Annotated in this window: 21 protein-coding genes, 1 tRNA gene and 1 pseudogene; 11 read left to right on the forward strand and 12 right to left on the reverse strand. The window is 32.2% G+C overall.

The genetic code is table 11. The features are described 5' to 3' along the window. The first annotated feature begins 44 nt into the window (after positions 1-44). Both AACL19_RS02030 and dapD read left to right on the forward strand, forming a co-directional pair. On the forward strand, positions 45-899 hold the full coding sequence (locus AACL19_RS02030; RefSeq protein WP_339046295.1) for an SPFH domain-containing protein: 855 nt from the start codon (positions 45-47) through the stop codon (positions 897-899). A gap of 48 nt (positions 900-947) precedes the next feature. Continuing rightward, positions 948-1,778 (forward strand): 2,3,4,5-tetrahydropyridine-2,6-dicarboxylate N-succinyltransferase, encoded by an 831-nt coding sequence (gene dapD / locus AACL19_RS02035; RefSeq protein WP_339046297.1) that lies wholly within the window; start codon positions 948-950, stop codon positions 1,776-1,778. 65 nt (positions 1,779-1,843) lie between these two features. Here the strand turns inward: dapD and AACL19_RS02040 are convergent, their stop codons facing one another. The 4 genes from AACL19_RS02040 to AACL19_RS02055 form a co-directional block, all read right to left on the reverse strand. Further along, complete coding sequence (locus AACL19_RS02040) at positions 1,844-2,002, reverse strand: hypothetical protein (protein ID WP_339046097.1); 159 nt, start codon at positions 2,000-2,002, stop codon at positions 1,844-1,846. 366 nt (positions 2,003-2,368) lie between these two features. Then, positions 2,369-3,604 carry an ankyrin repeat domain-containing protein gene (locus tag AACL19_RS02045; RefSeq protein WP_339046299.1) on the reverse strand — a complete coding sequence of 412 codons (1,236 nt, stop codon included), beginning with the start codon at positions 3,602-3,604 and terminating at the stop codon, positions 2,369-2,371. A 108-nt stretch (positions 3,605-3,712) separates the two neighbouring features. Then, positions 3,713-4,801 carry a bifunctional diaminohydroxyphosphoribosylaminopyrimidine deaminase/5-amino-6-(5-phosphoribosylamino)uracil reductase RibD gene (gene ribD / locus AACL19_RS02050; RefSeq protein WP_339046301.1) on the reverse strand — a complete coding sequence of 363 codons (1,089 nt, stop codon included), beginning with the start codon at positions 4,799-4,801 and terminating at the stop codon, positions 3,713-3,715. 7 nt (positions 4,802-4,808) lie between these two features. Continuing rightward, entirely contained in the window at positions 4,809-6,014 is a 1,206-nt protein-coding gene (locus AACL19_RS02055) for a deoxyguanosinetriphosphate triphosphohydrolase (protein ID WP_339046303.1), read from the reverse strand. 46 nt (positions 6,015-6,060) lie between these two features. On the opposite strand from AACL19_RS02055, the gene AACL19_RS02060 reads away from it, so the two are divergent. Next, complete coding sequence (locus AACL19_RS02060) at positions 6,061-6,486, forward strand: heme biosynthesis protein HemY (protein ID WP_339046305.1); 426 nt, start codon at positions 6,061-6,063, stop codon at positions 6,484-6,486. 43 nt (positions 6,487-6,529) lie between these two features. Continuing rightward, complete coding sequence (locus AACL19_RS02065) at positions 6,530-7,477, forward strand: hypothetical protein (protein WP_339046307.1); 948 nt, start codon at positions 6,530-6,532, stop codon at positions 7,475-7,477. 2 nt (positions 7,478-7,479) lie between these two features. Here AACL19_RS02065 and pdxH read toward each other — a convergent pair whose 3' ends face one another. Further along, a complete protein-coding gene (pdxH, locus tag AACL19_RS02070) occupies positions 7,480-8,067 on the reverse strand; it encodes a pyridoxamine 5'-phosphate oxidase (RefSeq protein ID WP_410519865.1) in 588 nt (195 codons plus the stop codon). Positions 8,068-8,175: 108 nt separating this feature from the next. Between pdxH and AACL19_RS02075 the strand changes: the two genes are divergently transcribed. Then, complete coding sequence (locus AACL19_RS02075) at positions 8,176-9,819, forward strand: hypothetical protein (RefSeq protein WP_339046309.1); 1,644 nt, start codon at positions 8,176-8,178, stop codon at positions 9,817-9,819. Positions 9,820-9,841: 22 nt separating this feature from the next. On the opposite strand, the gene ndk is transcribed toward AACL19_RS02075, so the two are convergent. Then, positions 9,842-10,267, reverse strand: a complete 426-nt coding sequence (ndk, locus tag AACL19_RS02080; protein ID WP_339046311.1) for a nucleoside-diphosphate kinase — start codon at positions 10,265-10,267, stop codon at positions 9,842-9,844. Between the two features lie 121 nt (positions 10,268-10,388). Here ndk and AACL19_RS02085 point away from each other — a divergent pair, with 121 nt between their 5' ends. From AACL19_RS02085 to AACL19_RS02110, 6 genes are all read left to right on the forward strand, one after another. After that, complete coding sequence (locus tag AACL19_RS02085) at positions 10,389-11,369, forward strand: hypothetical protein (protein WP_339046313.1); 981 nt, start codon at positions 10,389-10,391, stop codon at positions 11,367-11,369. Next, entirely contained in the window at positions 11,362-12,387 is a 1,026-nt protein-coding gene (gene hemH / locus AACL19_RS02090) for a ferrochelatase (protein ID WP_339046315.1), read from the forward strand. Before AACL19_RS02085 ends, hemH begins: the two co-directional genes overlap by 8 nt. An 89-nt stretch (positions 12,388-12,476) precedes the next feature. Next, the gene (rpsO, locus tag AACL19_RS02095; protein ID WP_339046317.1) at positions 12,477-12,749 is read left to right on the forward strand and encodes a 30S ribosomal protein S15; all 273 of its coding nucleotides are present in this window, start codon (positions 12,477-12,479) and stop codon (positions 12,747-12,749) included. Between the two features lie 21 nt (positions 12,750-12,770). Continuing rightward, complete coding sequence (gene pnp / locus AACL19_RS02100; protein ID WP_339046319.1) at positions 12,771-15,116, forward strand: polyribonucleotide nucleotidyltransferase; 2,346 nt, start codon at positions 12,771-12,773, stop codon at positions 15,114-15,116. A gap of 57 nt (positions 15,117-15,173) precedes the next feature. Next, a complete protein-coding gene (locus AACL19_RS02105) occupies positions 15,174-15,977 on the forward strand; it encodes a class I SAM-dependent methyltransferase (RefSeq protein ID WP_339046321.1) in 804 nt (267 codons plus the stop codon). A gap of 55 nt (positions 15,978-16,032) precedes the next feature. After that, entirely contained in the window at positions 16,033-16,641 is a 609-nt protein-coding gene (locus tag AACL19_RS02110) for an RlmE family RNA methyltransferase (RefSeq protein ID WP_339046637.1), read from the forward strand. A gap of 9 nt (positions 16,642-16,650) precedes the next feature. Here AACL19_RS02110 and AACL19_RS02115 read toward each other — a convergent pair whose 3' ends face one another. The 6 genes and pseudogenes from AACL19_RS02115 to AACL19_RS02140 all read right to left on the reverse strand — a co-directional run bounded on the left by AACL19_RS02115 (position 16,651) and on the right by AACL19_RS02140 (position 23,324). Further along, entirely contained in the window at positions 16,651-17,940 is a 1,290-nt protein-coding gene (locus tag AACL19_RS02115; protein ID WP_339046323.1) for a folylpolyglutamate synthase/dihydrofolate synthase family protein, read from the reverse strand. 1 nt (position 17,941) lies between these two features. Further along, positions 17,942-18,586, reverse strand: a complete 645-nt coding sequence (locus AACL19_RS02120; RefSeq protein ID WP_339046325.1) for an ABC transporter substrate-binding protein — start codon at positions 18,584-18,586, stop codon at positions 17,942-17,944. Between the two features lie 73 nt (positions 18,587-18,659). Further along, positions 18,660-18,733: transfer RNA gene (locus AACL19_RS02125), tRNA-Arg, on the reverse strand. Between the two features lie 190 nt (positions 18,734-18,923). After that, positions 18,924-20,933 (reverse strand): ankyrin repeat domain-containing protein, encoded by a 2,010-nt coding sequence (locus tag AACL19_RS02130; protein WP_339046327.1) that lies wholly within the window; start codon positions 20,931-20,933, stop codon positions 18,924-18,926. Between the two features lie 32 nt (positions 20,934-20,965). Next, positions 20,966-22,047 (reverse strand): annotated as a pseudogene (gene recA, locus AACL19_RS02135) (recombinase RecA). A 74-nt stretch (positions 22,048-22,121) separates the two neighbouring features. Beyond that, entirely contained in the window at positions 22,122-23,324 is a 1,203-nt protein-coding gene (locus tag AACL19_RS02140) for a hypothetical protein (protein WP_339046329.1), read from the reverse strand. Between the last annotated feature and the right edge of the window lie 15 nt (positions 23,325-23,339).

Here is a 23,339-nt window from a genome sequence, read left to right on the forward strand (position 1 = left end):
AAATGCATTGTCTACACACATGAAGATAGTAAAAGGAATAGAATATGATACAAGATAAAAAATTAAATAAATTAGATTTAATATCAACGTTAATCTTCATAGTAACTTTAGCAGAGATACTTTTTTTTGCCAGCATAAAAGTAAATAGTGGATTTATGCAGTCTTTATTTCTTATAATTGGAGTAGGAACACTGCTTTTAATACTGACTGGGTATTTTATTAATAATCCTAATGAGGCAACGATAGTTGAACTCTTTGGCCATTATATTGGAACTTATTTTAATCCTGGGATTTTCATCACAGCACCACTTTCTTCTAAATATCCTGTTTCTCTAAGATTTAATAGTATCAATACGGACAAAATTAAAGTTAATGATGCAAATGGCAGTCCAATTGAAATTTCAGCAGTGATTGTATGGAGAGTAGATAGCCCAGCTAAGGCGTATTACAATGTTAACAATTATATGCAGTTTGTTTCGGTGCAAAGTGAATCAGTAATAAGAGAGTTAGCAAGTAACTACCCATATGATAGTGAAAATGATGAAGAGTCTTTGCGCAAGAACTCAGATACTATTTCTGATGAGTTAAAGTCAATGTTGCAAAAGAGGTTAAGTATTGCAGGAGTGGAAATTACAGAAGCTAAAGTGTCACATTTAGCGTATTCACCAGAAATTGCACAAGCAATGCTTAGGCGTCAGCAAGCACATGCTATCACATCTGCAAGAAGGCATATAGTACAGAACGCTATAAGCATCATTGAGGAAGTAATTGAGCATTTTGAAAAGAATAAAGGGATACAATTAGATAGTAAAGAAAAGGCTCAATTGATTAATAACTTGTTAGTTACGTTAGTTTCAGAGCGTGATGTGCATCCAACAATTAATTTACGCAGTGAGTAATTAGCGTTATTATACCTTAGATATCTTATCTTAAGTTCACTAAAAGTAATGGATCAAATAAAGTTAGTCATAGAAAATGCATGGGAAAATAAAAACCATATATCAAATAATGCAGAACTTAAAGAAGCTATCCGAGAAACACTGAGTTTATTAGATGCAGGTAAAATTAGAGTAGCGGAAAAAGATAAGTCTGGATTATGGAAAGTAAATGACTGGATGAAGAAAGCCATATTACTTCATTTTCGTACTGTAGATTCATCACTTATAAGTTTTGGTAATTCAGCAGTGAAGAATGAAAAAGCTTGGTGGTTTGATAAGGTTAGCAGTAAATTTGATAATTGGGACCAAGAGAAATTTTTAAAATCTAAAATTAGATCCGTGCCAAATTCTTTTGTTCGTTATTCTGCTTATGTTGCTGAAAACGTTGTGCTGATGCCAAGCTTTGTTAATGTAGGAGCATATGTTGACTTTGGCACTATGGTAGATAGTGGCGTAACTATCGGTAGTTGCGCACAAATAGGGAAAAATTGCCACATTTCAAGTAATGTAGTTATAGGTGGTGTGCTTGAACCCCTACAAGCAACTCCTGTTATTATAGAAGACAATTGCTTTATTGGAGCAACAAGCGGTATAACTGAAGGCGTGATTGTTAGAGAGGGTTCAGTCTTAGCTATGGGCGTATGTATTGGAGCATCGACAAAAATAATAGATCGCAAAACCGGTAAGATTCATTATGGGGAAATACCATCTTACTCTGTAGTTGTTCCCGGTTCTATTTCTTCTGAAAACAACGTTTCTCTTCACTGTGCTGTAATTGTAAAAAAAGTAGATGAGAGAACACGTGCTAAAACTTCGATAAACGAACTGCTTAGGGAATAATGGAAATTTTCTAAACCAAACAAAGCTATTTCATCTCATACTCCTATAATTAAAAAAAGAAAAATTTAAAATTTGTTTAATTCTGATTTTTTAGAATTCTCTGAATCATTATTTATTTTGATCTTATCTTTCAACCTTTTTCGACCTATTGTTGATTTAGTGCCAATCTGGAGAAAAAGCACGTGTACAACATCAGAGAGAGGAGCGTTTTTAGCCCTTTTCACGGATTCCCACCATGAAAGGACTACCAATTGATAATTGGAAGCGCTATAGTCGTATGTTTTAAAGCATATGACCACAAAGGTATCAATCTTGTTTTAAGAAAAAATCTTAAAATAGCTAAAACTATTCAGTAGGTCGCCAAAGATCCTATTCAATATATTCAGATCTTTTTTTCCTATACATCTGCCACTTTAAAGGCCGCCTCTACAGCCTCAATCTCTCCAGATTGGCATCCCCATTATATGCAATACCTGAAAATCTATGGAAGCAGAAAATTTGTAGAATTTCGCTATTTTTTCAAAAATTTTTAAATCCTACCCACAGTAACTGTTTTATTATTTGAATAATTAGGAAATTTTTCATTATCTCTATTCTATGCGTTGACGTTTTCTTGGGGAGGCTTCTACTTCAGCTAGTAACCTTTGCGGTTCATGAGATAGTCCGCTGATCTTCTTTTCTCGTTTTTGCAAACTAATCTCTGCATGCCGCCTAGCTTCTGTATTGATAGATTTGCATGCTACGCTCAGATTTAATGCATCATTACTTCCCTCAATAATGCCATAATCTTGTATTGCCATTTTCTTATTAAGGTCAAAGTTCCCTTTTTTTATTCTTAGCAATTCTAATCTTAAGAGTTCAGCAAGAGCACCAGTTCTAAATGCATCTTTCTTGTGTGCTAACAGATATTGCTTACTTAAATGCTCTATAACACCTAACACACACTCAGGTATAAAAGATAATTGCTCATCAGAGCTATATTTTTCCTTAATTGTTTTGAATTCTTTAATTAATTCTTGTCTTTTGGCTTCATTGTTTATGTAACTAGCAATAGCTTCTGCATTTCCACTTTTATTTGCTTCTATTAATTTACCTAAATGAGGCATTGCTTTGATTTGTTCGAATGCTGTAAGGCAATTTTTGAGATTAGGTTCTGAGTTTATTGCCTCCCTTGTAAACTCAGGTTCTTTATTTACATCAGCACCAAAAAGTAGGAGTAGGAAGAAACTTTCTGGAGATTCTTTCCATATAATAAATGATATAAGTGTGCTACCACAATTACCTATGGTATTAATATCTGATCCATGTTCTAAAAGCAGCCTTACTGTTTGTGGATCTGCATTAGGATACATTGCTCTATGCAAAGGAGTGTCTTTGTGAATGTTTTGGATGTGAACATTCGCTCCCTTATCTAAAAGTAATTTTACTAACTTTCCTAGCCCTTCATAAGCAGCAGCATGTAGAGGTGTTGCTCCCAATTGATCCTTGACATGTATATCTGCACCATTTTCTATAAGAAATATCGCTACTTCTTCGTGTTTTTTTTCAATAGCTGCATGCAAAGGTGTCGCGGTTGGTTTTCCTTCTCTACCACCATTATTAATATCTGCACCATGCTTTAGAAGTAGTTCTACGACTTCTTTCTTCCCTTGTTCAGCAGCCCAGAGCAAAACTGTTGATTTATTATGGAACTGCTTATAATTCACAGCGTTAGCACTTGCTCCTTTCTCTAGTAAAGAACGTACTTCCTCTATGTTTTTCTTGTATTCTTCACCATTTTTACAGCATTTTTTAACTGCATTAATTAATTCATCATTAAGTGACATAAATCCCCCAAATTTATGATAGCAGTTAATATATAATGCTATGCTTATCAACTTATAAAGTGATATTTTATTTTCTTTATAAAATAGTTATTATATTTATTACTTTTGTTATAGAGAAGTTACTATTTCAGTGTCCCATATTTCAATTATGTCATCGCTAAAGTTGAATGACTCAACTTTTTTTAGGGCATAACATTGACTTATGTCTACAATATTTAAATTTCCTATTGCGGGTAGTGCTTCATTGCCAAGAATTTTGCCTGCTCTACAGCAGATTATTCTGTCAGCCAGCTTTTGTTTGAGCAATTCTGTAAATAGTGTACTTCCACCTTCTACTAATAGTCTTGTGATACCAAACTTTGTTGTTAGTTCTTGCATTACCAGTTTTAGAGAAGTCTTGCAATCATAAGCTATAAGATAATCAATATGTTTTATTCTTTCCTTTGGCTCATGGTCTGTAACTACTACAGTTTTTATTTTACTGGCTGTTTTTGCAATTTGATGCCTTGATTTTAATCTTGCTTTGCTATCTATTATAATCCTCATTGGTGATTGTCCTTCAAGACCAGGTAGGCGACAATCTAGCATAGGGTCATCAATTTCCAAAGTGTTACTACCAATCATAACAGCATCATGCTCGGCTCTAACTTTATGAACCCAATTTCTAGTAAGAGAACTAGTTATCCACTTACTTTCACCTGCAGAAGTGGCAATTTTGCCATCGAAGGACATTGCCATCTTTAATGTTATAAAAGGTCTAAATAGCTTTTTGCTGCAAAAAAATCCAGCATTCAATTCTTCTGCTTCTTTTTTCATCACATTGCATTTTACTTCGACTCCTGCATTTAATAAGGTTTCAATCCCTTTACCGGATACGCGACTATCTGGATCGCATGTGGCAATTACAACTTTTTTTATGCCGGAAGCAATTATAGCTGAAGTGCAGGGCGCTGTATTTCCATGATGGCAACATGGTTCAAGAGTAATATACATAGTAGAGTTATGTGCTAGATTTTCAGCGCGTTCTAAGGCGATAACTTCTGCGTGAGGGCGCCCACCAGCTTGAGTCCAGCCTCTACTTATGATAACATCATCTTGAACAATAACGCAGCCAACTGTAGGATTAGGTGATACGTTTCCTAATCCTCGTTTTGCCAGTCTTAAAGCAATTGATATGAAATGATTGTCATCGTACATAAAAAATTTAAAAAGACGTCATTTCATACGAAGTATCAAATATTCTTCTATGCTCTTGAATAGCGAACCTGTCAGTCATGCCAGCAATGTAATCACAAACTATAATAGAACGTTGCTCTTCACTTGCACTGGATGCAATTTTGCTCCATTCTGTAGGTAATATATTTGGTTCATTGTGAAAAATATTGAAAAGATCGCAAATTATTCGCTTTGCTTTGCTGGTTACTCTATTAATTTTATAATGCCTATACACCTTTGCATTTAAAAATTCTTTAAGCTTTTTATTACTTTCAGTAAGCTCTGGGGAAAAATGCACTAAAGGCTTTCTTAGCTTCCTTATACCTTCAGAAGTCTCAATATTATAAATTTGAATGTTTTTTTCAACCTGCTTTACGATATCTTGAATCATGAAATTTATCATTCTCCTTAGAAATTCATATATTACTTTATTTTGTGATAAATTTGGATATTCGTTCAATACTTCCTTAAATAACTCACTAAATAAAGGGAGAGTTAATAAATCATCAGTAGTAAAAAATTTAGCCCTAAGCCCATCATCTAGATCATGCACATTGTAAGCTATATCATCAGAAATTGCAGCAACTTGGGCTTCAGCGCTAGAGAATTCCGCAAATTTTAAATCATACTTTTCCTTCTTTTTTTCATATTCAGGTATTGTTTGCATCAGATGACCAATAATTAGAGATTTTTTATTCTCAGGTAAAGGACCATTATGTTTTGCGATGCCTTCTAAAATTTCCCAAGTAGGGTTAATGCCGTTGAAATGAATATATCGCTGCTCAAGATACGTTAAAATTCTTAAAGACTGTATATTATGATCAAAACCAGTAAAGTTCTTCGTTGCTTCATTTAAAGCATCTTCCCCTGCATGACCAAAAGGTGCGTGCCCTAAATCATGAGCTAAAGATATCGCTTCAGCGATATCTTCATTTAAGCGTAATCTTTTGCATATAGAACGTGCAACTTGTGCTACTTCTAAACTGTGAGTTAACCTTGTGCGGTAATAATCTCCTGTATAATTAATAAACACTTGTGTTTTGTATTCCAATTTACGAAATGCGCCAGAGTGAATAATACGATCTCTATCGCGTTGAAAACAGCTGCGATACTTATCATCTTCTTCATCAAAAAATCTTCCTTTTGTTTGATCAAATGCACAAGCAAAGCTTGATAAAATATTTTTATTTGACATTATCTAATATTATTATAATACGTAGTTAAAGTAAATTTGGGTATTTATGTCAATGAATTATAACATAACTCTTACTGAAAGTGCGATTAGGAAAGTTCACTCTCTTATAAATGAAGAAGGTAGTTCTAATTCTGCCTTACGTGTTTTAGTATCTGGTGGTGGATGCTCTGGGTTTCAATATAATTTTAAAATGGATGAAGTACAAAATGATGATGCAAGTGATGACGATGATGATTACGATATAGAAGATGACGATTTTGACTATGATGACGAAGAGGATGAGCTTGATGCATCTGGTATCATGATAAATGATGAGTGCGGAAAACCAATCTTACTTGTGGATAGTAATTCTGCTCAACTTCTAAAAAATTCAGTGGTGGATTATACTGAAGATTTAAATGGGTCTGGGTTTATTATTAAGAACCCTTTGGCTAAGTCTAGGTGTGGTTGTGGTAATAGTTTTGCAGTTTAATATTTTTTTCAATATGTTTAGTAAATATTATTAAGTATATTCATTGCTTAATGGGGAGTATGGTCTGAATGAGAGAAAAATAAAAGCAGAAGATCTTTCTTTTCAAGAAAATGATGAAGGAAATATAAAAAAAATAAAACAATATATTGAAAAATATAAAGAATATAATATCAAAAGGATTCAAAAGCTTACAGGTGAACGTGATATAGAAATAGCAGGGGATATTCCAAATAATACAGCGATTATAATGGAAGCTAAGAGGGTAGAAAACGGCAAAATCATGTATGCTAAACTTAAAATTAATGGCAACATAAAAGAGGAAGCGGTGATACTATCTAATAGTGCAGTTGAAGTATTCAATGAAAAAGAAGGATCATGTGTAATTGAAAAAGGTGCAATAGTAATGGTAAGAAATGATTCTTCTGTTACGATAGAAGGGCGTGTTAAGGAGTTTGCAGTAATTGAAACTCAAGGAATTTTTAAAGCTACAGCTGTTAACGATGGTGCAATTATTTGTGTTCCAGAGAGGAATATTAGTATTATACATGATAAGCGGCAAAAACCTGAAGCATCAGGTTATGATCACGAGTATGTTGAAAGTATTACAGATAAAAATATACATGAATATGGTGGTAAAAAAATTAATCATGTAAAAGATTTGCATTTTGGTCAAACTATAGACTGTAGTGGTAATGATTTAAAAATGCCAAGCTTTGATCAAGAATATCACATATACAGCTCAGATATAAAAGAGAAACTTAAAAATACACCCCGTCAAGATTATTACTATATAGGCGAAGGTGAAAGCAAAAGAAAAGTAAGCAAAGAAGAATTTACAAAAATAACAGGTATGTCTCCTGAACAGATTAGTGAATTTTCTAAACATGCTCCTAAACCTAAGTACTATTTTCATGACGACAAACAATCTCAAAGTAGTAATGTTGAAGGTGATAGTGCACAATCTCATAAAAAGTATGATAAAGGAAAGTAAAATTATGGGTATAGCCTGTTTATTTTCCAGCTATTATTCTCAGTTAACTGATATTTGTAGCGGGTATGGTTCCTATGCTTGCCTCCTTGCCAAAATTCTATAGCTTTTGGAATAACATAGAATCCTGTCCAAAAATCTGGTCTTGTAATTTCTTTATCTTTAAACTCTTTTGCCATTATTTTCATTTCATTTTCAAAACAATCTTCCAAAATACTTGATTGTTTTGAACACCAAGCGTTTATTTGACTTTCTTTTGGACGTGAAGCAAAGTACTTATCAGCCTTATTACTCTCTAATAGCTTCACCTTGCCTTCAATTCTTATCTGCTTATAAAGTTCTACCCAATAAAATACTAAAGCTGCTTTTGGATTTTCTGTTAGTTCCTTTCCCTTGCAACTATTTACATTAGTAAAAAAAACAAACCCTTTTTTGCTATATTCCTTAAGTAACACGACCCTTGCAGATGGAATGCAATCTTTACTACAGGTTGCAAGCACCATTGCAGCTAGGTCCTTAACTTTCGTGTCTAAAGCTTCTTGGTACCAAAGATCAAAGAGCTCAATAGGATTTTCTATAGATATGATAGTCATCGAACAGTATTAAAGTAAATCAATAATATTGATAGCTTTTTTTAAAATATCAAAAAACTTTTGAATATCAAAATTAATATTAATTTAAGAATATTTATATATTAACTATTGATATACATTAATAATCAAACCATTGATAAAACAACTGATATCAATCAGATAATTAAAGCTATAAAAGCTTTGCCTTCTCCTTTTGTAAATTTAGATGAGGACAAAGTAATTGAAGATAAAAGTTTACTTGAATTACTTCGAGTAAATATAGAAGTCCTAAATAATCTTGTAGAGGATTATGATGTAAAAATTACTATAAAATGCAAGGACCTACAAGATATCATTACGCATTACCTTGCTAAAGAAGGTTTTAAGATATTTAAACGTTATGTCTTTAGAAAGGCTCTGAAGAGGTTAAAAGATAGCATTGATGAACAAACAGTTGATTACTTCCATTGTTTTTCTAATGTTATAGGTTCTATGAAAGCAAACTCTAGAAATCTTTCTCACTCAACAAAGCTTGCTGCTTTTTATTTTAAGAACATTCATGATTTAAGTTTAGACAAATTTCAAGGCAAATATGATGAAGAAGCATATATTGTTGCCCAGGGAGAAGTAGGTTTTTCATCCAACCAAAAAATGGGAACTTATGCCTTTTTTGACTGTATTGCTTTGGTAATCCAAGACTTTAATAGTAAAAAAACAGCACTCATTCATGTAGATTGGGGCGTTACTGAAGATCACTTATCTAATCTACTTAAGTACATGCCTACTGGTAGCAAAAGAGTTGTTTTGATGGGAGCACAAGGAAATGGAAACTCACAGAAGAATCTCGAAAAAATAATAAGGGCTTTGTTGAAGTATGGACATAATATTCATATTAATCATTCCAATATCTTTTGCACTTATGGTGGCGTTACCTCATGTATAGTTGATCCTATTACTTTTAAGATAAGATATCTTGTACCTAAATTGGAGATAAATAAAGAATTTAAACTATGTTCTCAACCTAGAGTGCTTCGAATATTTAACAATGCAGTGCATACAGAAAATGATCCTGGGTATTCTATATCTTTTAACAATAGATTTAAAGACAGGCTTGAATACGCTTTTGATTTAGACATAAAAGAATCTTACTTACCCATAGAGATTTGTAAAGAAACTGCAAATAGTGTATTTAATATTATAAAATATATGAATATTAATAACAATTATCCTTTTTACAGTGTAAATGAAAACTATGTTCAATGTCATGTTGAGTGTTGCGTAAAAAATGCAATAGATAACGTTAAAAATGGTGGTCAAGGTAATTCTAATGAATTAGAATTGACAAGAGTAATGGAATTATACTGTAATGCCTTAAATAATCTAAGGGGTGCAATAGAAGAATATACTTCTTCCTTAAAGGTTTTAAATTTTTTAAAGAAGAGTTTTATTAGAAACGTTGTTGAAATACTAAAAACCAAAAAGATCTTTATTGGCTCAAATTCTCAAGAGTTAAATTTGGAATTTCTAATTTTCATAAAATCATTTAAACTTGAAAAGCTTAATAAAGAAGAATTTGAATTGCAAGCTTCAAAATTAATTGATGATTTGAAATCATATCAATTACCATTTTCAACTGACTTTAGTGATCTTGATAGGTGTCAAAAGTTAAGAGAATTTATGGTAAGAAATAAAAATGCAGACACATCAACTCCATCTACTGGATTGCTTGAAGTGGTCTTGCCAGAAGTACCGAGTTTTATATGTTACAGATAAATACACTTTTATTTTAACTTTTTTATTCTATATCTATTAGCTCATATCCTGCAAAGAAAAAAGCAATTTCTCTCTTAGCGTTTTCAATGCTATCTGAACCATGTACACAATTAGCATCAATATTATCGGCAAGATCACCTCTTATTGTTCCTTTTTCTGCTTGTTTTGGATCTGTAGCCCCCATAATGGTTCTGTATTTGCTCACAGCATTTTCTCCAGATATAACCTGGATAACAATAGAGCCAGAAGTCATAAATTCAACAAGATCAGAAAAAAAAGGCCTTTCTTTATGGATCTCATAAAATAGCTCTGCTTGCTCTTTTGTCAGTAGCATTTTTTTCTGGGCAATAATTTTTAATCCAGATCGTTCAATATATGAAATAACCTCGCCTATAATATTGCGTTTTATTACATCAGGTTTTAAAATAGAAAGAGTATTTTCGTTCAAAATTTATCCTTTTTTAGTTATTAATTAACAGTATCATTTTACTTATAAATTTTCAAATTTAAAAGGGATTTTTTTCATTGTACTTAAAGCTAGCATACAATATAGTTAGTTTTGAAAATAAATGATAGAGATACAGATGGGAGATTGCTGTAATAAAAAAGGTCAAGCTGACTCTGATAAAGAGTTAGGTGATAAAAAAAGAAAAAATTTCGCATACTTTAATCACATTAAATCATCTGTATTTTGTGCAGTTAAGGGTCATTTTACATTTCAATTGGCGTTTATAAGCTATATTAATTACTCCCTACGTTATTTATTGCTTAAACAACAAAATAGCAATGGAGCATTGACAGAAAAATATTGCTACCTAAAAAAAAATGCTGCTTTTTCAATGGTAAGAAATACCATTCCGTTTTTTGAGGTTGCTATTGTTATGCCGCTTGTATGCTTTGGAATACCAAGAATTCCAGGTATAGATAGCGTTTTAAAAGATCATATGTACTTATACTGCATCTTGACTTGCATTGTCTTAATGATAGTTATTTGTTTGACAGTTAGAGCTTTTGAGCTACGCGAGAAGTTAACTAAGTGTTTTTATAAAGATTACAATTTAGAAGAAATCAAAAATAGTTTTAAGCAAGATGATATCTATTACCCAATCTATAAAAACGGAATTTTGATGTTCAATTCTCTCAACCAAAGTAATTATAAAGATAAACAAAATTCACCTTCAAGAGGGGATTTTATTTTACTAGTTTTGTTAAACTTAATTGCATTACCACTTAAGTTAATACAAGCTACCACTATGCTATCTCTTTCCATTGTAGAGTTCGGTGAAGCAATATTTAATTTTCCTTTCGATCTACTCACTTGCTGCAGCGATAAAGATAAGTTTGCTGCAACTAAAAACGGTCTAAAGCGCTCTGGGTATTTATTTTATGGGTTTATCAGAAATGCTATTGATATAACTTTTTTTCCAGTTACGGTTTTTGTGGATAGTCATTACCAAATTTATAAAAACATGAGTTCTCCCTTTAAATGCCTGGATAATGCAGCAGCTAAATGTATAGGAGAGGTAAAGTCTACATGCTGTAATGCATAGGAAAAAAATTGCTGTAGTTTTATTTAATCTAGGTGGGCCATCCTCTTTAGGCACTGTAGAGCCTTTCTTATTTAATCTTTTTTATGATAGAAGAATAATCAATTTACCAAATCCTTTGCGGTTTCTCTTAGCAAAGCTAATCTCCAAGAAACGGCTGAGTGCAGCAATAGAAATATATAAGCAAATAGGTGGAAAATCACCAATTCTTAAAGCAACAGAAATGCAAGCAAAGACATTGGAAGATAAGCTAAATAAAAGTAATAGTGATATTTATAAAACTTTTGTTTGCATGCGTTATTCACCTCCATTTGCTGATGGAGTTATACAAAACGTTGATAAGTTTAATCCAGATAAAGTTATCTTATTGCCACTATATCCACAATATTCTACTACTACAACATTATCTGCAATTGAAAATTGGTACAGAGCAGTTTCTTATTATAAGTTTAATTTTACAACAGAAATTACCTGTTGCTATTATGATAATCAAAACTTTATCAAGTCTTATAGTAATTTAATAATAAAATATTATAAATTAGCTAGTAAGTTTGGGAAACCAAGGGTTCTATTTTCTGCTCATAGTTTGCCTATTAGTATAATTAAGCAGGGAGATCCATATGCATGGCAAATAGAAAAGACAAGTGAGCTGATAGCTGAGTCTTTAAATATTGAAAATTTGGATTGGACCATATGTTATCAAAGTAAAATTGGCCCTGTAAAATGGCTAGAGCCTAGCACTAAAGATGAGCTATTGCGTGCTAAGAATGACAAAGTACCAGTGATTTTAGTACCCATTGCATTTGTCTCTGAACATTCTGAAACTTTAGTGGAATTAGACATAGAATATAAAAAGTTAATGCTCAATCATTGTTACTACCGTATTCCTACACCAGGCACTGATATTTTTTTTATTAATTGTTTGCTTCAGATTTGTTTGAATATGAAAAACAGTAAGTGTTGCAAGGGATATAAAATGTGTTGGAAAAATTATAATTCTGAGTGTTTTTATTTAAAATAGTAATAGATAAATAACTTGTATACCTTTGAGAAGTATGATATTAACATAATTAATCTTTAATAATTTATAAAATAACCTTTAAGGTGTTTATGTCGATAACTTCTGAGAAAAAAAATGAATTAATTAATGAATATTGTATTGCAAAAAATGATACAGGTTCATCTTTTATTCAGTGTGCAATTTTAAGTGAGAGAATTAGTAATTTAACAGATCATTTTAAAATACATAAGAAAGACTATCATTCTAAACGTGGGTTGTTAATCCTAATAGGTAGAAGACGTAGACATTTAAACTATGTAAAACATAAACATGGTGATGAGGAGTATAAAAAATTAATAAAAAGGTTAGGTATTAGGAAATAATTTTTATTAGAAGGATATAGTATGTTTAAAATGATCAAAGAATCGATAGAGTGGAATGGATGTGTTTTGTCTTTAGAAACCGGCAAAATAGCACGTCAAGCAAACGGTTCAGTAGTTGTAAGTTATGGTGATACAACGGTATTAGTAACTGTTGTAGTTGGACAGGTAAAGGAAGATGTTGATTTTTTACCTTTAACTGTGCAGTTTGTTGCAAAAAGTTATGCTGCGGGCAAAATTCCCGGTGGTTTTTTTAAAAGAGAAGGTAAACCATCAGAAAGAGAAACTTTAATTTCTCGATTAATAGACAGGAGTATAAGACCGCTGTTTCCAGAGGGTTTTTATAATGAAGTAAGTGTAATATGTAACTTACTCACTTACGATATGATAAATGTGCCAGAAGTACCGGCGCTTGTTGGTGCTGCTGCTGCCTTGGCTATCTCTGGTTTACCGCTTAATGGAAGCATTGCTGGCGCAAGAGTTGGCTGTTGTTTTGATAAAAATAACAATTGTAATTATATGCTTAATCCATCTGTAAAGGAGATGTCATCAAGCAATTTAGATCTGTTTTTATCTGGTAATGAAGACTCTATACTTATGGTTGAGTCTGAAGCGAATGAGTTATCTGAAGATCAAATGCTTGAAGCTATAAAGTATGGTCATGAAAAATTTCAAGATGTAATTAAATTTATAAAGAATTTTGCTAGCAAAGTTGGTAAAAATTCTACTGCTTTTATTTCTAATGAGGAAGATGAGGGTTTTGTTGATGGGGATAACGCAAATAGTGATGATCTCATTGATAAAATTAAAGAAGAATACCAAAATAGTTTTATCCTTGCTTACAAAAATGTTGAAAAAAAAGGTAGAGTAAAGGCATTAAATAATGTTAGAAGTGATATATTAAAAGCTTTTACAGAAAAAGGACAAGATGAGCAATTTATATCTTGCGCAATCAAAAGCTTTGAACGCACATTAGTTAGGAATATGATTATCTCTACAGGTAAAAGGATAGATGGGCGCTCTGCTACTGACATACGTTCGATAGGAGTTGAGGCTAATACTCTACCAATAACTCATGGCTCTGCTCTTTTTACTAGAGGTAATACGCAAGCATTAGTTGTTGCTACTCTTGGCACTACTCAAGATGAGCAGATTGTTGATGATCTCGAAGGAAATAGGCGTGAACATTTTATGCTTCATTATAATTTTCCTCCTTATGCTGTTGGTGAATCTACAGCGTTACGTGCCCCAGGAAGAAGAGAAATTGGTCATGGTAAACTTGCGGAGCGTGCTATACGTGCTATTTTACCTGGTAAAGCAGATTTTCCATATACAATTAGATTAGTATCTGAAATTACAGAATCTGATGGTTCTTCATCTATGGCAACAGTTTGTGGTGCATCGCTTGCGCTTATGGAATCAGGTGTTCCAATTAAATCTGCAGTTGCTGGTATTGCTATGGGACTGATAAAAGAAGAAAATAATAGTTATGCGGTTCTTTCTGATATATTAGGTGATGAAGATTACTTAGGTGATATGGATTTTAAAGTTGCAGGTACTAGGGGTGGTATCACAGCACTACAGATGGATATGAAAATCTTTGGTATAAGTTTTGATATTATTAAAGAGTCATTAGCACAAGCTAAAGATGGTAGATTTTATATAATGGATAAAATGGATGATGTTAAATCAAAGCCAAATGATAATCTAAAAGAAAATGCCCCTAAAATGATGTCTATGGTTATAGATGAGAATAAAATTCGTAATGTTATAGGAACAGGTGGTAAAAATATTAAAGATATACAAGAAAAGTGTAAAGCTGTTATCGATATACAAGGTGATGGTGCGGTAACGATTTTTGCACTAACTACTAAATTAGCAAAAGATGCTAAAGAGATGATCGTTAATATTATAGCAGATCCTAAAGTAGGAGTGGTTTATGAAGCAAAAATTACTAAAATAGAAGAATACATTGCACATGCTGAATTTTTAGGTTCAAAACAGGGAAGAATACATATTAGTGAAATAGCAAATAAAAGAATATCTTCAATGCATGATCACTTAAGCATTGGAAAAGTTGTCAGGGCTGTAGTTATTGGAGTTGAACGCGACCGTTTTAAATTGTCTATGCGTAGAGTAGATCAAGAAACGGGAGAATTGTTTGAAAGTGAGCTTTATGAAGCACCAAAGAGTTTCTCAAGAGATAGGGATAATTCTTCTGATTATGAACATAGGTCTAGTAGAAAATATGATAGTAGTAGAGGTAAGCCTTCCTTTACAAGTAATAGAAGTCGTAATGGTAATTCTGGTAATTCTCGTTTTGGTGGAGGAAATGTTAATAATCCTAGGAAGCCGAAAATTTTTACATAGTTTTTTCTTTACAGCAAATAGTATTATATTTTTAATAAGCTTGAGCGTTGCACTAAATTGATATTTGATCGTAGTTTATACAGAAAATATAGAGATAGAGCAGCTTGTTTAGATATAGAATGTGATTTCTTATTTAATAAGATAATTGATATAATATTTGAAAAGCTAAGCGTTTTTTTAAATCAAGATGAGAGCTTACTTCATTTAGGCTGTAGGAATGATAGGTTAGTTGATCTTTTACAAAGTAGTAACTTTTCTTTAAAGGAAAAGTTACTACAGTGCGATATTTCTTACAATGCGATAAATAAGATAAAATACGGTAAGAAGATTGTACTTGATGAAGAATTTTTACCTTTTATGGAACAAACGTTCGATATTGTAGTGAGCACGATGTCGCTACATTGTGTTAATAAATTGCCAGGTGTTTTACTAAGAATTAACGATATTCTTAAAAAAGATGGTGTGTTTATTGGTACTATTTTTGGCATACAAACTTTAAATGAACTGCGACAATCTATATTGAGCATTGAGTCAAAATCTGGTGCGGTGACATCTAGAGTGATACCATTTATAAATGCAGTGGATGCTTCTAACTTATTAAGGCAGAGTAAATTTATAAGTTCAGTATTAGATGTATATATTATAACTATAAAATACAAAAGTGTACTTGATTTATTTCATGATTTAAGAAACATGGGAGAAGCTAATATGCTACACATAAGAAACAAAAATTTTTTATCTAAAAGTCTGATTGCTGAGATTGAAAAGTTTTATATAGATAATTTTGCACAAGATGATCATTATATTCCAGCAACGTTTGAGGTGATAATTATGCAAGGTGCTAAATCTAAAATTACATAATTTAAGTAGAGAGTTAAATATAAGAATAAAAATTAGAACCGCAAAGGGAAGGAAAATATCATCTACTAAGTGGTTATCTCGTCATGTTAATGATAGGTATGTTAAAAATGCACGTACTAGTGGCTATAGATCACGTTCTGCTTTTAAGCTCATTGAAATAGATGATAAGTTTGGGCTTTTTAAAGCATGTCATAAAGTGATTGATTTAGGGGCACATCCTGGTGGCTGGTCACAAGTTATAGTACAAAGAGTTATTAAAAATAATCAAGGTTTAGTTTTTGCTGTTGATATTCAAAAAATTGAAGATATTCAGGACGTAAAATTTGTGCAGTGTGATATCATAAATGATGCACATATTTTACATAATAAGCTGGGCTCTTATAAATTTGATCTAATACTTTCTGATATGGCACCAGAATCCTGCGGTTGTAGCAGAACTGACCATATTAGAATTATTAATCTTTGCGAGGCAGCGTTTACAGTTGCTAAGCAGTTTCTAGATAAAGATGGCAAGTTTGTAGTAAAAATATTTCCAGGTGAATACGAGAAACCATTTCTAAGTGAGTTAAAGCAGGCTTTTAAAATAGTAAAATATTTCAAACCCAAATCTAGCAGGGCTGACTCTGCAGAAATATATTTACTTGGGTTAGGTTTTTGTTTATAAGAAAAAAATCTAATTTTCCAGCATAAAATCAGCTGCTAGAAATAATGATCCGCAAACTATTATGGTTTCAGCCTCACTACAAGCAGCTTCATTTAATATCTTAGATATCGCATTACTTAATGAATCGCAAGCTATAGCGTTTATTCCTGCAGCTACTGCTTTCTCCTCAACAAACTTGGCATTTTGGCTGCGTGGTTCTGATTTAACGCAAACTGTACATAGTAGCCTAGTATGGATTTTAATATGCTTTAAGAACTCTTCTATATCCTTATCTTTTGTTACACCAAGTATAATATACACACCTTTTTTAAAATTATTTGCTATCCATTCAGATAAAATCTGAGCTCCTGCAGGGTTATGAGCACCATCTATAAATAATTTCCAATCAGTAGGCAACATATCTATTAATTGTCCACTTTTAATATGTTCAAGTCTTGCAGGCCAATACGTTTTTTTTATTCCAGAAGCAATGTGTTCATAATCTATATTATAGTTATATTTTCCGCTCAGTATACTACATGCCGCTATTGCATTACCAGCATTAGTTATTTGGTGTGCTCCTTGTAAAGATGGCAAAGGTAAGTGTAAAGATTGAGCCGATGATTGAAATAATATGGAATGACTATCATGTTGTTTGCATATCCATTCATATTCTCCTCTATATAAAGGAGATTTATTTTTAGACACATAAAACTCTAGTATTCTCATCACGGAATCTTGTTGTGGAGCTATAACGCAGGTAACATTGGGCTTTATTATACCAGCCTTCTCACCAGCAATAATCTCTACTGTTGATCCAAGATATTCAGTATGCTCAAGCGATATGGAGGTAATAATTGTAAGTAAAGGGTTATCTATCACATTTGTTGCATCAAGGCGGCCACCCATTCCCACCTCAACTAGTAATATATCAGCTTTTATGCGTGAAAATACTAAAAATGCAGCAGCTGTTGTGCCTTCAAAAAAGGTAATGGCAATACCTTCAGCAGCAATTCTGCACTCTTCCAATATACTATATAACTCTCTATCTGCTATGTGTTTTCCTGTTAGGGTTATTCTCTCATTAAAATTGATTAAATGGGGTGACGTATAAGTATGAACTTTATAACCCGCAGCTTCCATTATATGGCCAATGAAGGCTATTGTTGACCCCTTACCGTTAGTACCTGCAACATGTATTACCGGAGGTAATTTCTTTTCTGGATTTCCAAGTCTATCTAATAGCTTAAATATGCGATCAAGATCAAAGTCTTGAGGCCTAAAACCTAAAGGCTTAGGCCAATGAGGCATACGTACCATTTTAAAAATTACTGTTGAGATTAGATTGTTTTAAAGTAGCTATGATATTCTTAAGTCCATGGTCTTCTATTTTCTGTTCAAATTTTAAGCGTTGTATTATATTAATATTAATACCATCAACTGTAATATCAGTTATGCAAAATGAATCATTAGATTTTCTAAGTTTATAACTCATATTGGTAAAGTCGTTGTTATTGCTGAGTCTTGTACTGACTAAATAACTGTTATTTTCTAAGTGCTGATTACCAATTACAGTTACTTTATTGCCTTTAAATTTATATAAGTTACTAACATATAAATGTTCTAAGTAAGTACTATATTCTTTAATAAAGACTTCTTTTTCCTCTTCACTCGCTAATTGCCAATGTTTCCCCATAACAAATTTTGCCATTTTTCGAATATCAATATTCTCCTTTATTATTTTTCTTAGTTCTTGATAATCATGCTCCTTAGATTCACCAGATATATTGTTTATTTGATAGTTAAGGGAGCGTATAAAATCACGAGACCTTCTTAAATCTTCCGCTACATCTGGTTTTTCTATTTGATTAATTGAGGATGCTTGTTTTGCAAAACAATTATTACTTATAATCAATAAAAACATCAAAATTATAAAACTAGATTTTGTCAAAAATCTTATATTCATTACCACTACCTAAACTCTTATTACTTAATTAAATAACAACTGAAAAATAAAAATTAATTAACAGTAGAGAAAATGGGACAGGTGCGATTCGAACGCACGACCCCCAGATTAGGAATCTAGTGCTCTATCCTACTGAGCTACTGCCCCCGTTAAAAGATAACAATCAAGTATAACTTCGGCAATATAAATCGCCTCTAAAAATAGGAAAAAGATAAAAATGATAAAAAGTTTAAAAACTCAAGCTTCATATAGGAAAGGAAAATCTAATACTGAAATTTGTTAGTATTGTTCAGCAAAGTTCTTTGAACTAATGAAGTACTTCTGATTCAAGGTAAAATCATACTATATGTCGGTATTTTCTTAGAGGTTCTTCTACTTCAATTTCAGTTAATGATCCTTTTAGATTATCAAATAATTCATCGACTTCTCTTTTACGTTTTTTAAAATGAATATCTGCAAATTGTCTAGCCTCTGTATTAATAGATTTACATACTACACTGAGGTTCAATGCATCATTACTACCCTTAGTAAAGCCATAGTCTTGTATTTCTATTTTTTTATTAAGATCGAAGTTTCCTTTTTCCCACAATACCAGTCTTAATAATTCAGCCAAAGCACCGGTTCTAAATGCGTTTTTTTTATGTTCTAGTGAACAGCACTGGCACAAACGCTTCATAAAAATTAATAGCCCTCTACGTACTAAAGATAATGTCTCATCAGAACTAAAGCCTTTACTCATGTCTTTGAATTCTTTAATTAGTGCTTGCTGCTTGATTTCATCCATAATGTACCCCAAAACAACTTCTGCATTTTCTTTTTTATCTCTGCTCTTATTTATCTCTATTAACTTACCTAAGCATGACATTGCTGCAATTTTGTTGAATGTTACTAGATAATCTCTAAGATTATTATTTATCAGATTTTTTATGTTTTGACTTTCTCTACTTATATCAACACCACAGAATAGAAATAGAAAGAAAGTTTCTGTCTGATTGTACACAGCGTAGTGGAAAGCCGTTGTATTAAGGTTATCTCTAATATTAACATCTGCACCATGCTCTAAAAGCAACTCTACCATTTTTTGATCACCTGGACGTCTCATTACAATATTCAAAGCCGTTACTCTAAAATCATCTTTAGCATTAACATTTGCTCCATGTTTTAAAAGCAATTCCATTATTTTCTCATTTCTATTTATAGCAGCATAGTGCAAAGCTGTCGTATTGGTATTATCTACAATATCAACATCTGCATTATTTACTAAAAGTGATTTTACTATTTCTTCATGTCCGAGTTGAGCAGCACAGTGGAAAGCTGTTTGTCCATCATAACGCCTCTTAATATTCACCTTTGCACCAGCATTTAAAAGTAACTTTGTTGTTACTCTACGTCCATACTCAGCAGCAAGATATAGAGCTGTTTTCTTGTCAAGATCTTGAGCATTAATATCTGCACCGTATTTTAAAAGTAACTTCACTATTTCTGTACGTTTATTACCCCCATACAGAATGGTAAAGTGCAAAGCTGTTGTATTGTTTTTATCTAAAATATTGACATTTGCATAATTCTCTAGTAGTAATTTTACTATCTCTACATACCCATGCTCAGCAGCAAAGTGCAAAGCTGTTCTTTTATAATGATCCAGCACATTAACATCTGCACCATGCTCTAAAAGCAGCTTTACTATTTCTTTGTGTCCACTTATAGTAGCAAAGTGCAAAGCTGTTTGATAAAAATTAGTTCTATCAAAAGCTGCCGCTTTAAAATTAGCTAGAGCATTAACATCTGTACCATGCTCTAAAAGCAACTTTACTATTTCTTCATTTTCATGTGTAGCAGCAAAGTGCAAAGCTGTTGTGTTTAGCTTGTCTTTAGCATCAACACCTGCCTTATATTTTAAAAGCAACTCTACTATTTCTTCATTTTCATGTGTAGCAGCAAAGTGCAAAGCTGTTGTGTTTAGCTTGTCTTTAGCATCAACATTTGCTTTATATTTTAAAAGCAACTCTACCATTTCTTCATCTCCATATAAAACAGCAAGATGCAAAACTGTTGTGTTGAAGAAACTATCTGGGATATTGGCATTTGCACTATGGTTTAAAAGCAGTTCTACTGCCCTTTCATTGCCATATAAAGCCGCAAAGTGCAAGGCTGTTACTCTGCTATTACCTATTCCATAGCTCAAAACTAGCTCTGCTATTTTTTTTCCATGTGTAGCAGCAAGGAACCTAGATGCATCATGCTGGATCTGAGTATTTGGATCTGTTCCCTCATTTAATAAAGATTCTACTTTCCCTATATCTCCATTTTTAATTGCATTAATTAGCTGCTCATGATGTGTCAACATGCTTCCCCCCTATATGACTTGTAATTCTATAACTAGAAAACAGCTTCCTCTTCTAAAAGTTGACTGCTACTATTAATTACAATGGAATTATCATTTGATATATAATCCCTAATTTTTTTCTCTATATCATCTGCAGTACTTTGATTTTGCTTTAAATAATTTTTTACATTTTCTCTTCCTTGCCCAAGGCGTATATTATTATAAGAGTAATAAGAACCAGATTTTTCAATGAAACCAAACTTTACTCCCATATCTATTATTTCTCCTAGTTTTGATATACCTTCATTATACATTATATCAAAATCAGCCTGCCTAAACGGAGGAGCTACTTTGTTTTAACTACTTTAACTTTAGTTTGATTGCCAATTATAACATCCTTATCTTTAATGGAATTAACCTTACGTATGTCAAGCCTAATTGAAGTATAAAATTTTAGTGCATTCCCACCTGTTGTTGTTTCAGGATTGCCATATACTACACCTATTTTCATGCGAATTTGATTTATAAACAGAAGTATACAATTTGCCTTTGATACAGCAGAAGTTAGCTTGCGCAAACCATGACTTAAAAGTCTAGCTTGCAGACCCATATGCTGATCTCCCATATCTCCTTCAATTTCAGCTCTAGGTGTTAAGGCAGCAACTGAGTCAACAACTATTACATCAACTGCACCAGAACAAACTAAATATTCAACTATATGTAATGCTTGCTCTCCTGTATCTGGTTGAGAAATAACTAAGTCATCAGTTTTTACACCTAATTTGCCAGTATACAGTACATCGAGCGCATGTTCTGCATCAATAAACGCACAAGCGCCACCTTTTTTTTGTGCTTCTGCAATTACATGTAGAGCTAAAGTAGTTTTCCCAGAGCTTTCTGGGCCAAAAATTTCAACAATACGCCCTTTTGGTAGGCCACCAACGCCAAGTGCAGTATCAAGAGCAATAGAACCAGTAGATACAGTATCAATTTTCTCTACAGGATTTTGTTTTAATTTCATGATGGCGCCTTTGCCAAAGGTTCTTTCGATCTGACTTATTGCACTGTCAAGTGCTTTCTGTTTTTCTAAATTGATACCATTTTTGTTTATTTGTTTATCTACTGCTTCTACCATGATTTTCTTTTTAGAATTAAAGATTAATTATAATTTAATTACTAAAAGCTGCAAATACATTATAAGTAAAAATTTTAAGAAATAGATTCCTGTACGTTAAATTTCTCTATGCAAGCTCTAGGTAACTCACAAAGTATTAGCAATTTGGCTACATTTTGGCCTAAAAAATTAGGATCCTCTTTATTTTCACTATTATTTTTACAATCTTCTTTTTCAGATTCATTTACCTTATCATAGTCATCTTTAGACTCTATTCTATTGCCTTTCACTGTTTTCTTATCTTCTTTATTGAGATACTTATAAATACCAAATGTACTAAATCCAATTGCTGCAGCTATGCATAAGAATGTACCAAGATGCAATGGAAAAGATGTTTTATTTAAATAACCCATACCTAAACGGTCAAAATCATTACTCTGCAAGAGTGCTTGCACTTCAAATATAAATGCAACAAAGACTAATGCTACTGAGATTGAAGCTAAAATTGGAACTGAACGCCTATGTATTTTACTGTAACTACAATCAATACATGAATTATCTAAAACATTATTTTCTATTTTCTTAAAAACTAAATTAACTGTGCTTTCTACGGTTTTTGCATTGTTCAACTTATGTACACCAAGTCCTAAGAATGCTGTGCCAACAAGTGCAAATACAATAGCTATACTAAAATGTATAGGAAGAAAAGTTATAATATTTGCACCTGCAGGTAAACCTACATCTTTTAAGAAGGGTAGGGTAGATATTCCTGCCGTATGTAGCATCAATGCACTTGCGATACTGAATAGTAAAATTGATAAGGTAAATGCTATAGGGACATAGATTTTATTTCGGTTTAATTGAGCATCTTTAATCCAATCTAATAAGAACATCCGTGACATGAAATATGCAATTGAAACTAATGATATTCCTGTAGGTGGAGCAAAGTTAGTATTTTGATTTTCTTTAATATATTTTTGCTCTTTATAATATTGATAACTAGATTTGCACCCTAGTTCAAAATCTTCTTTATCTTTATCTTTTAATATTTCCTTATATCGGTTTGTACACTCTTTTATTAATGCTATTTCTCCATCGTATTCTTCTATACTAACACTTACATTATGATACTGACTTCTGTACTTGTAATAGAGGTAAATTGTGCACATTTCAAATTTTATGCGCTCTTCTAAACCATCCTCAGCATGTTGATCAAAATAGTTATTACCGATTTTTTTTAAATGTTCTTTTAAAGATTTTAAATTATTTGCTTCTATATTGCAGTTACATTTTATCATTTTCTTTATATTCCC

Origin of the sequence: Candidatus Mesenet endosymbiont of Agriotes lineatus (genome assembly GCF_964019585.1) — a bacterium.
In the GTDB taxonomy this organism is placed as follows: domain Bacteria; phylum Pseudomonadota; class Alphaproteobacteria; order Rickettsiales; family Anaplasmataceae; genus Mesenet.

Bases quoted from the DNA above. Each gene is read 5' to 3' on its own strand.
- ribD (WP_339046301.1), bottom strand. From the start codon at position 4,801: ATGTACGATGACAATCATTTCATATCAATTGCTTTAAGACTGGCAAAA.
- AACL19_RS02120 (WP_339046325.1), bottom strand. From the start codon at position 18,586: ATGAATATAAGATTTTTGACAAAATCTAGTTTTATAATTTTGATGTTT.
- pdxH (WP_410519865.1), bottom strand. From the start codon at position 8,067: ATGACTATCATATCTATAGAAAATCCTATTGAGCTCTTTGATCTTTGG.
- hemH (WP_339046315.1), top strand. From the start codon at position 11,362: ATGCATAGGAAAAAAATTGCTGTAGTTTTATTTAATCTAGGTGGGCCA.
- pnp (WP_339046319.1), top strand. From the start codon at position 12,771: ATGTTTAAAATGATCAAAGAATCGATAGAGTGGAATGGATGTGTTTTG.
- AACL19_RS02055 (WP_339046303.1), bottom strand. From the start codon at position 6,014: ATGTCAAATAAAAATATTTTATCAAGCTTTGCTTGTGCATTTGATCAA.
- AACL19_RS02130 (WP_339046327.1), bottom strand. From the start codon at position 20,933: ATGTTGACACATCATGAGCAGCTAATTAATGCAATTAAAAATGGAGAT.
- dapD (WP_339046297.1), top strand. From the start codon at position 948: ATGGATCAAATAAAGTTAGTCATAGAAAATGCATGGGAAAATAAAAAC.
- AACL19_RS02030 (WP_339046295.1), top strand. From the start codon at position 45: ATGATACAAGATAAAAAATTAAATAAATTAGATTTAATATCAACGTTA.
- AACL19_RS02115 (WP_339046323.1), bottom strand. From the start codon at position 17,940: ATGGTACGTATGCCTCATTGGCCTAAGCCTTTAGGTTTTAGGCCTCAA.
- AACL19_RS02045 (WP_339046299.1), bottom strand. From the start codon at position 3,604: ATGTCACTTAATGATGAATTAATTAATGCAGTTAAAAAATGCTGTAAA.
- rpsO (WP_339046317.1), top strand. From the start codon at position 12,477: ATGTCGATAACTTCTGAGAAAAAAAATGAATTAATTAATGAATATTGT.
- AACL19_RS02060 (WP_339046305.1), top strand. From the start codon at position 6,061: ATGTCAATGAATTATAACATAACTCTTACTGAAAGTGCGATTAGGAAA.
- AACL19_RS02140 (WP_339046329.1), bottom strand. From the start codon at position 23,324: ATGATAAAATGTAACTGCAATATAGAAGCAAATAATTTAAAATCTTTA.
- AACL19_RS02085 (WP_339046313.1), top strand. From the start codon at position 10,389: ATGATAGAGATACAGATGGGAGATTGCTGTAATAAAAAAGGTCAAGCT.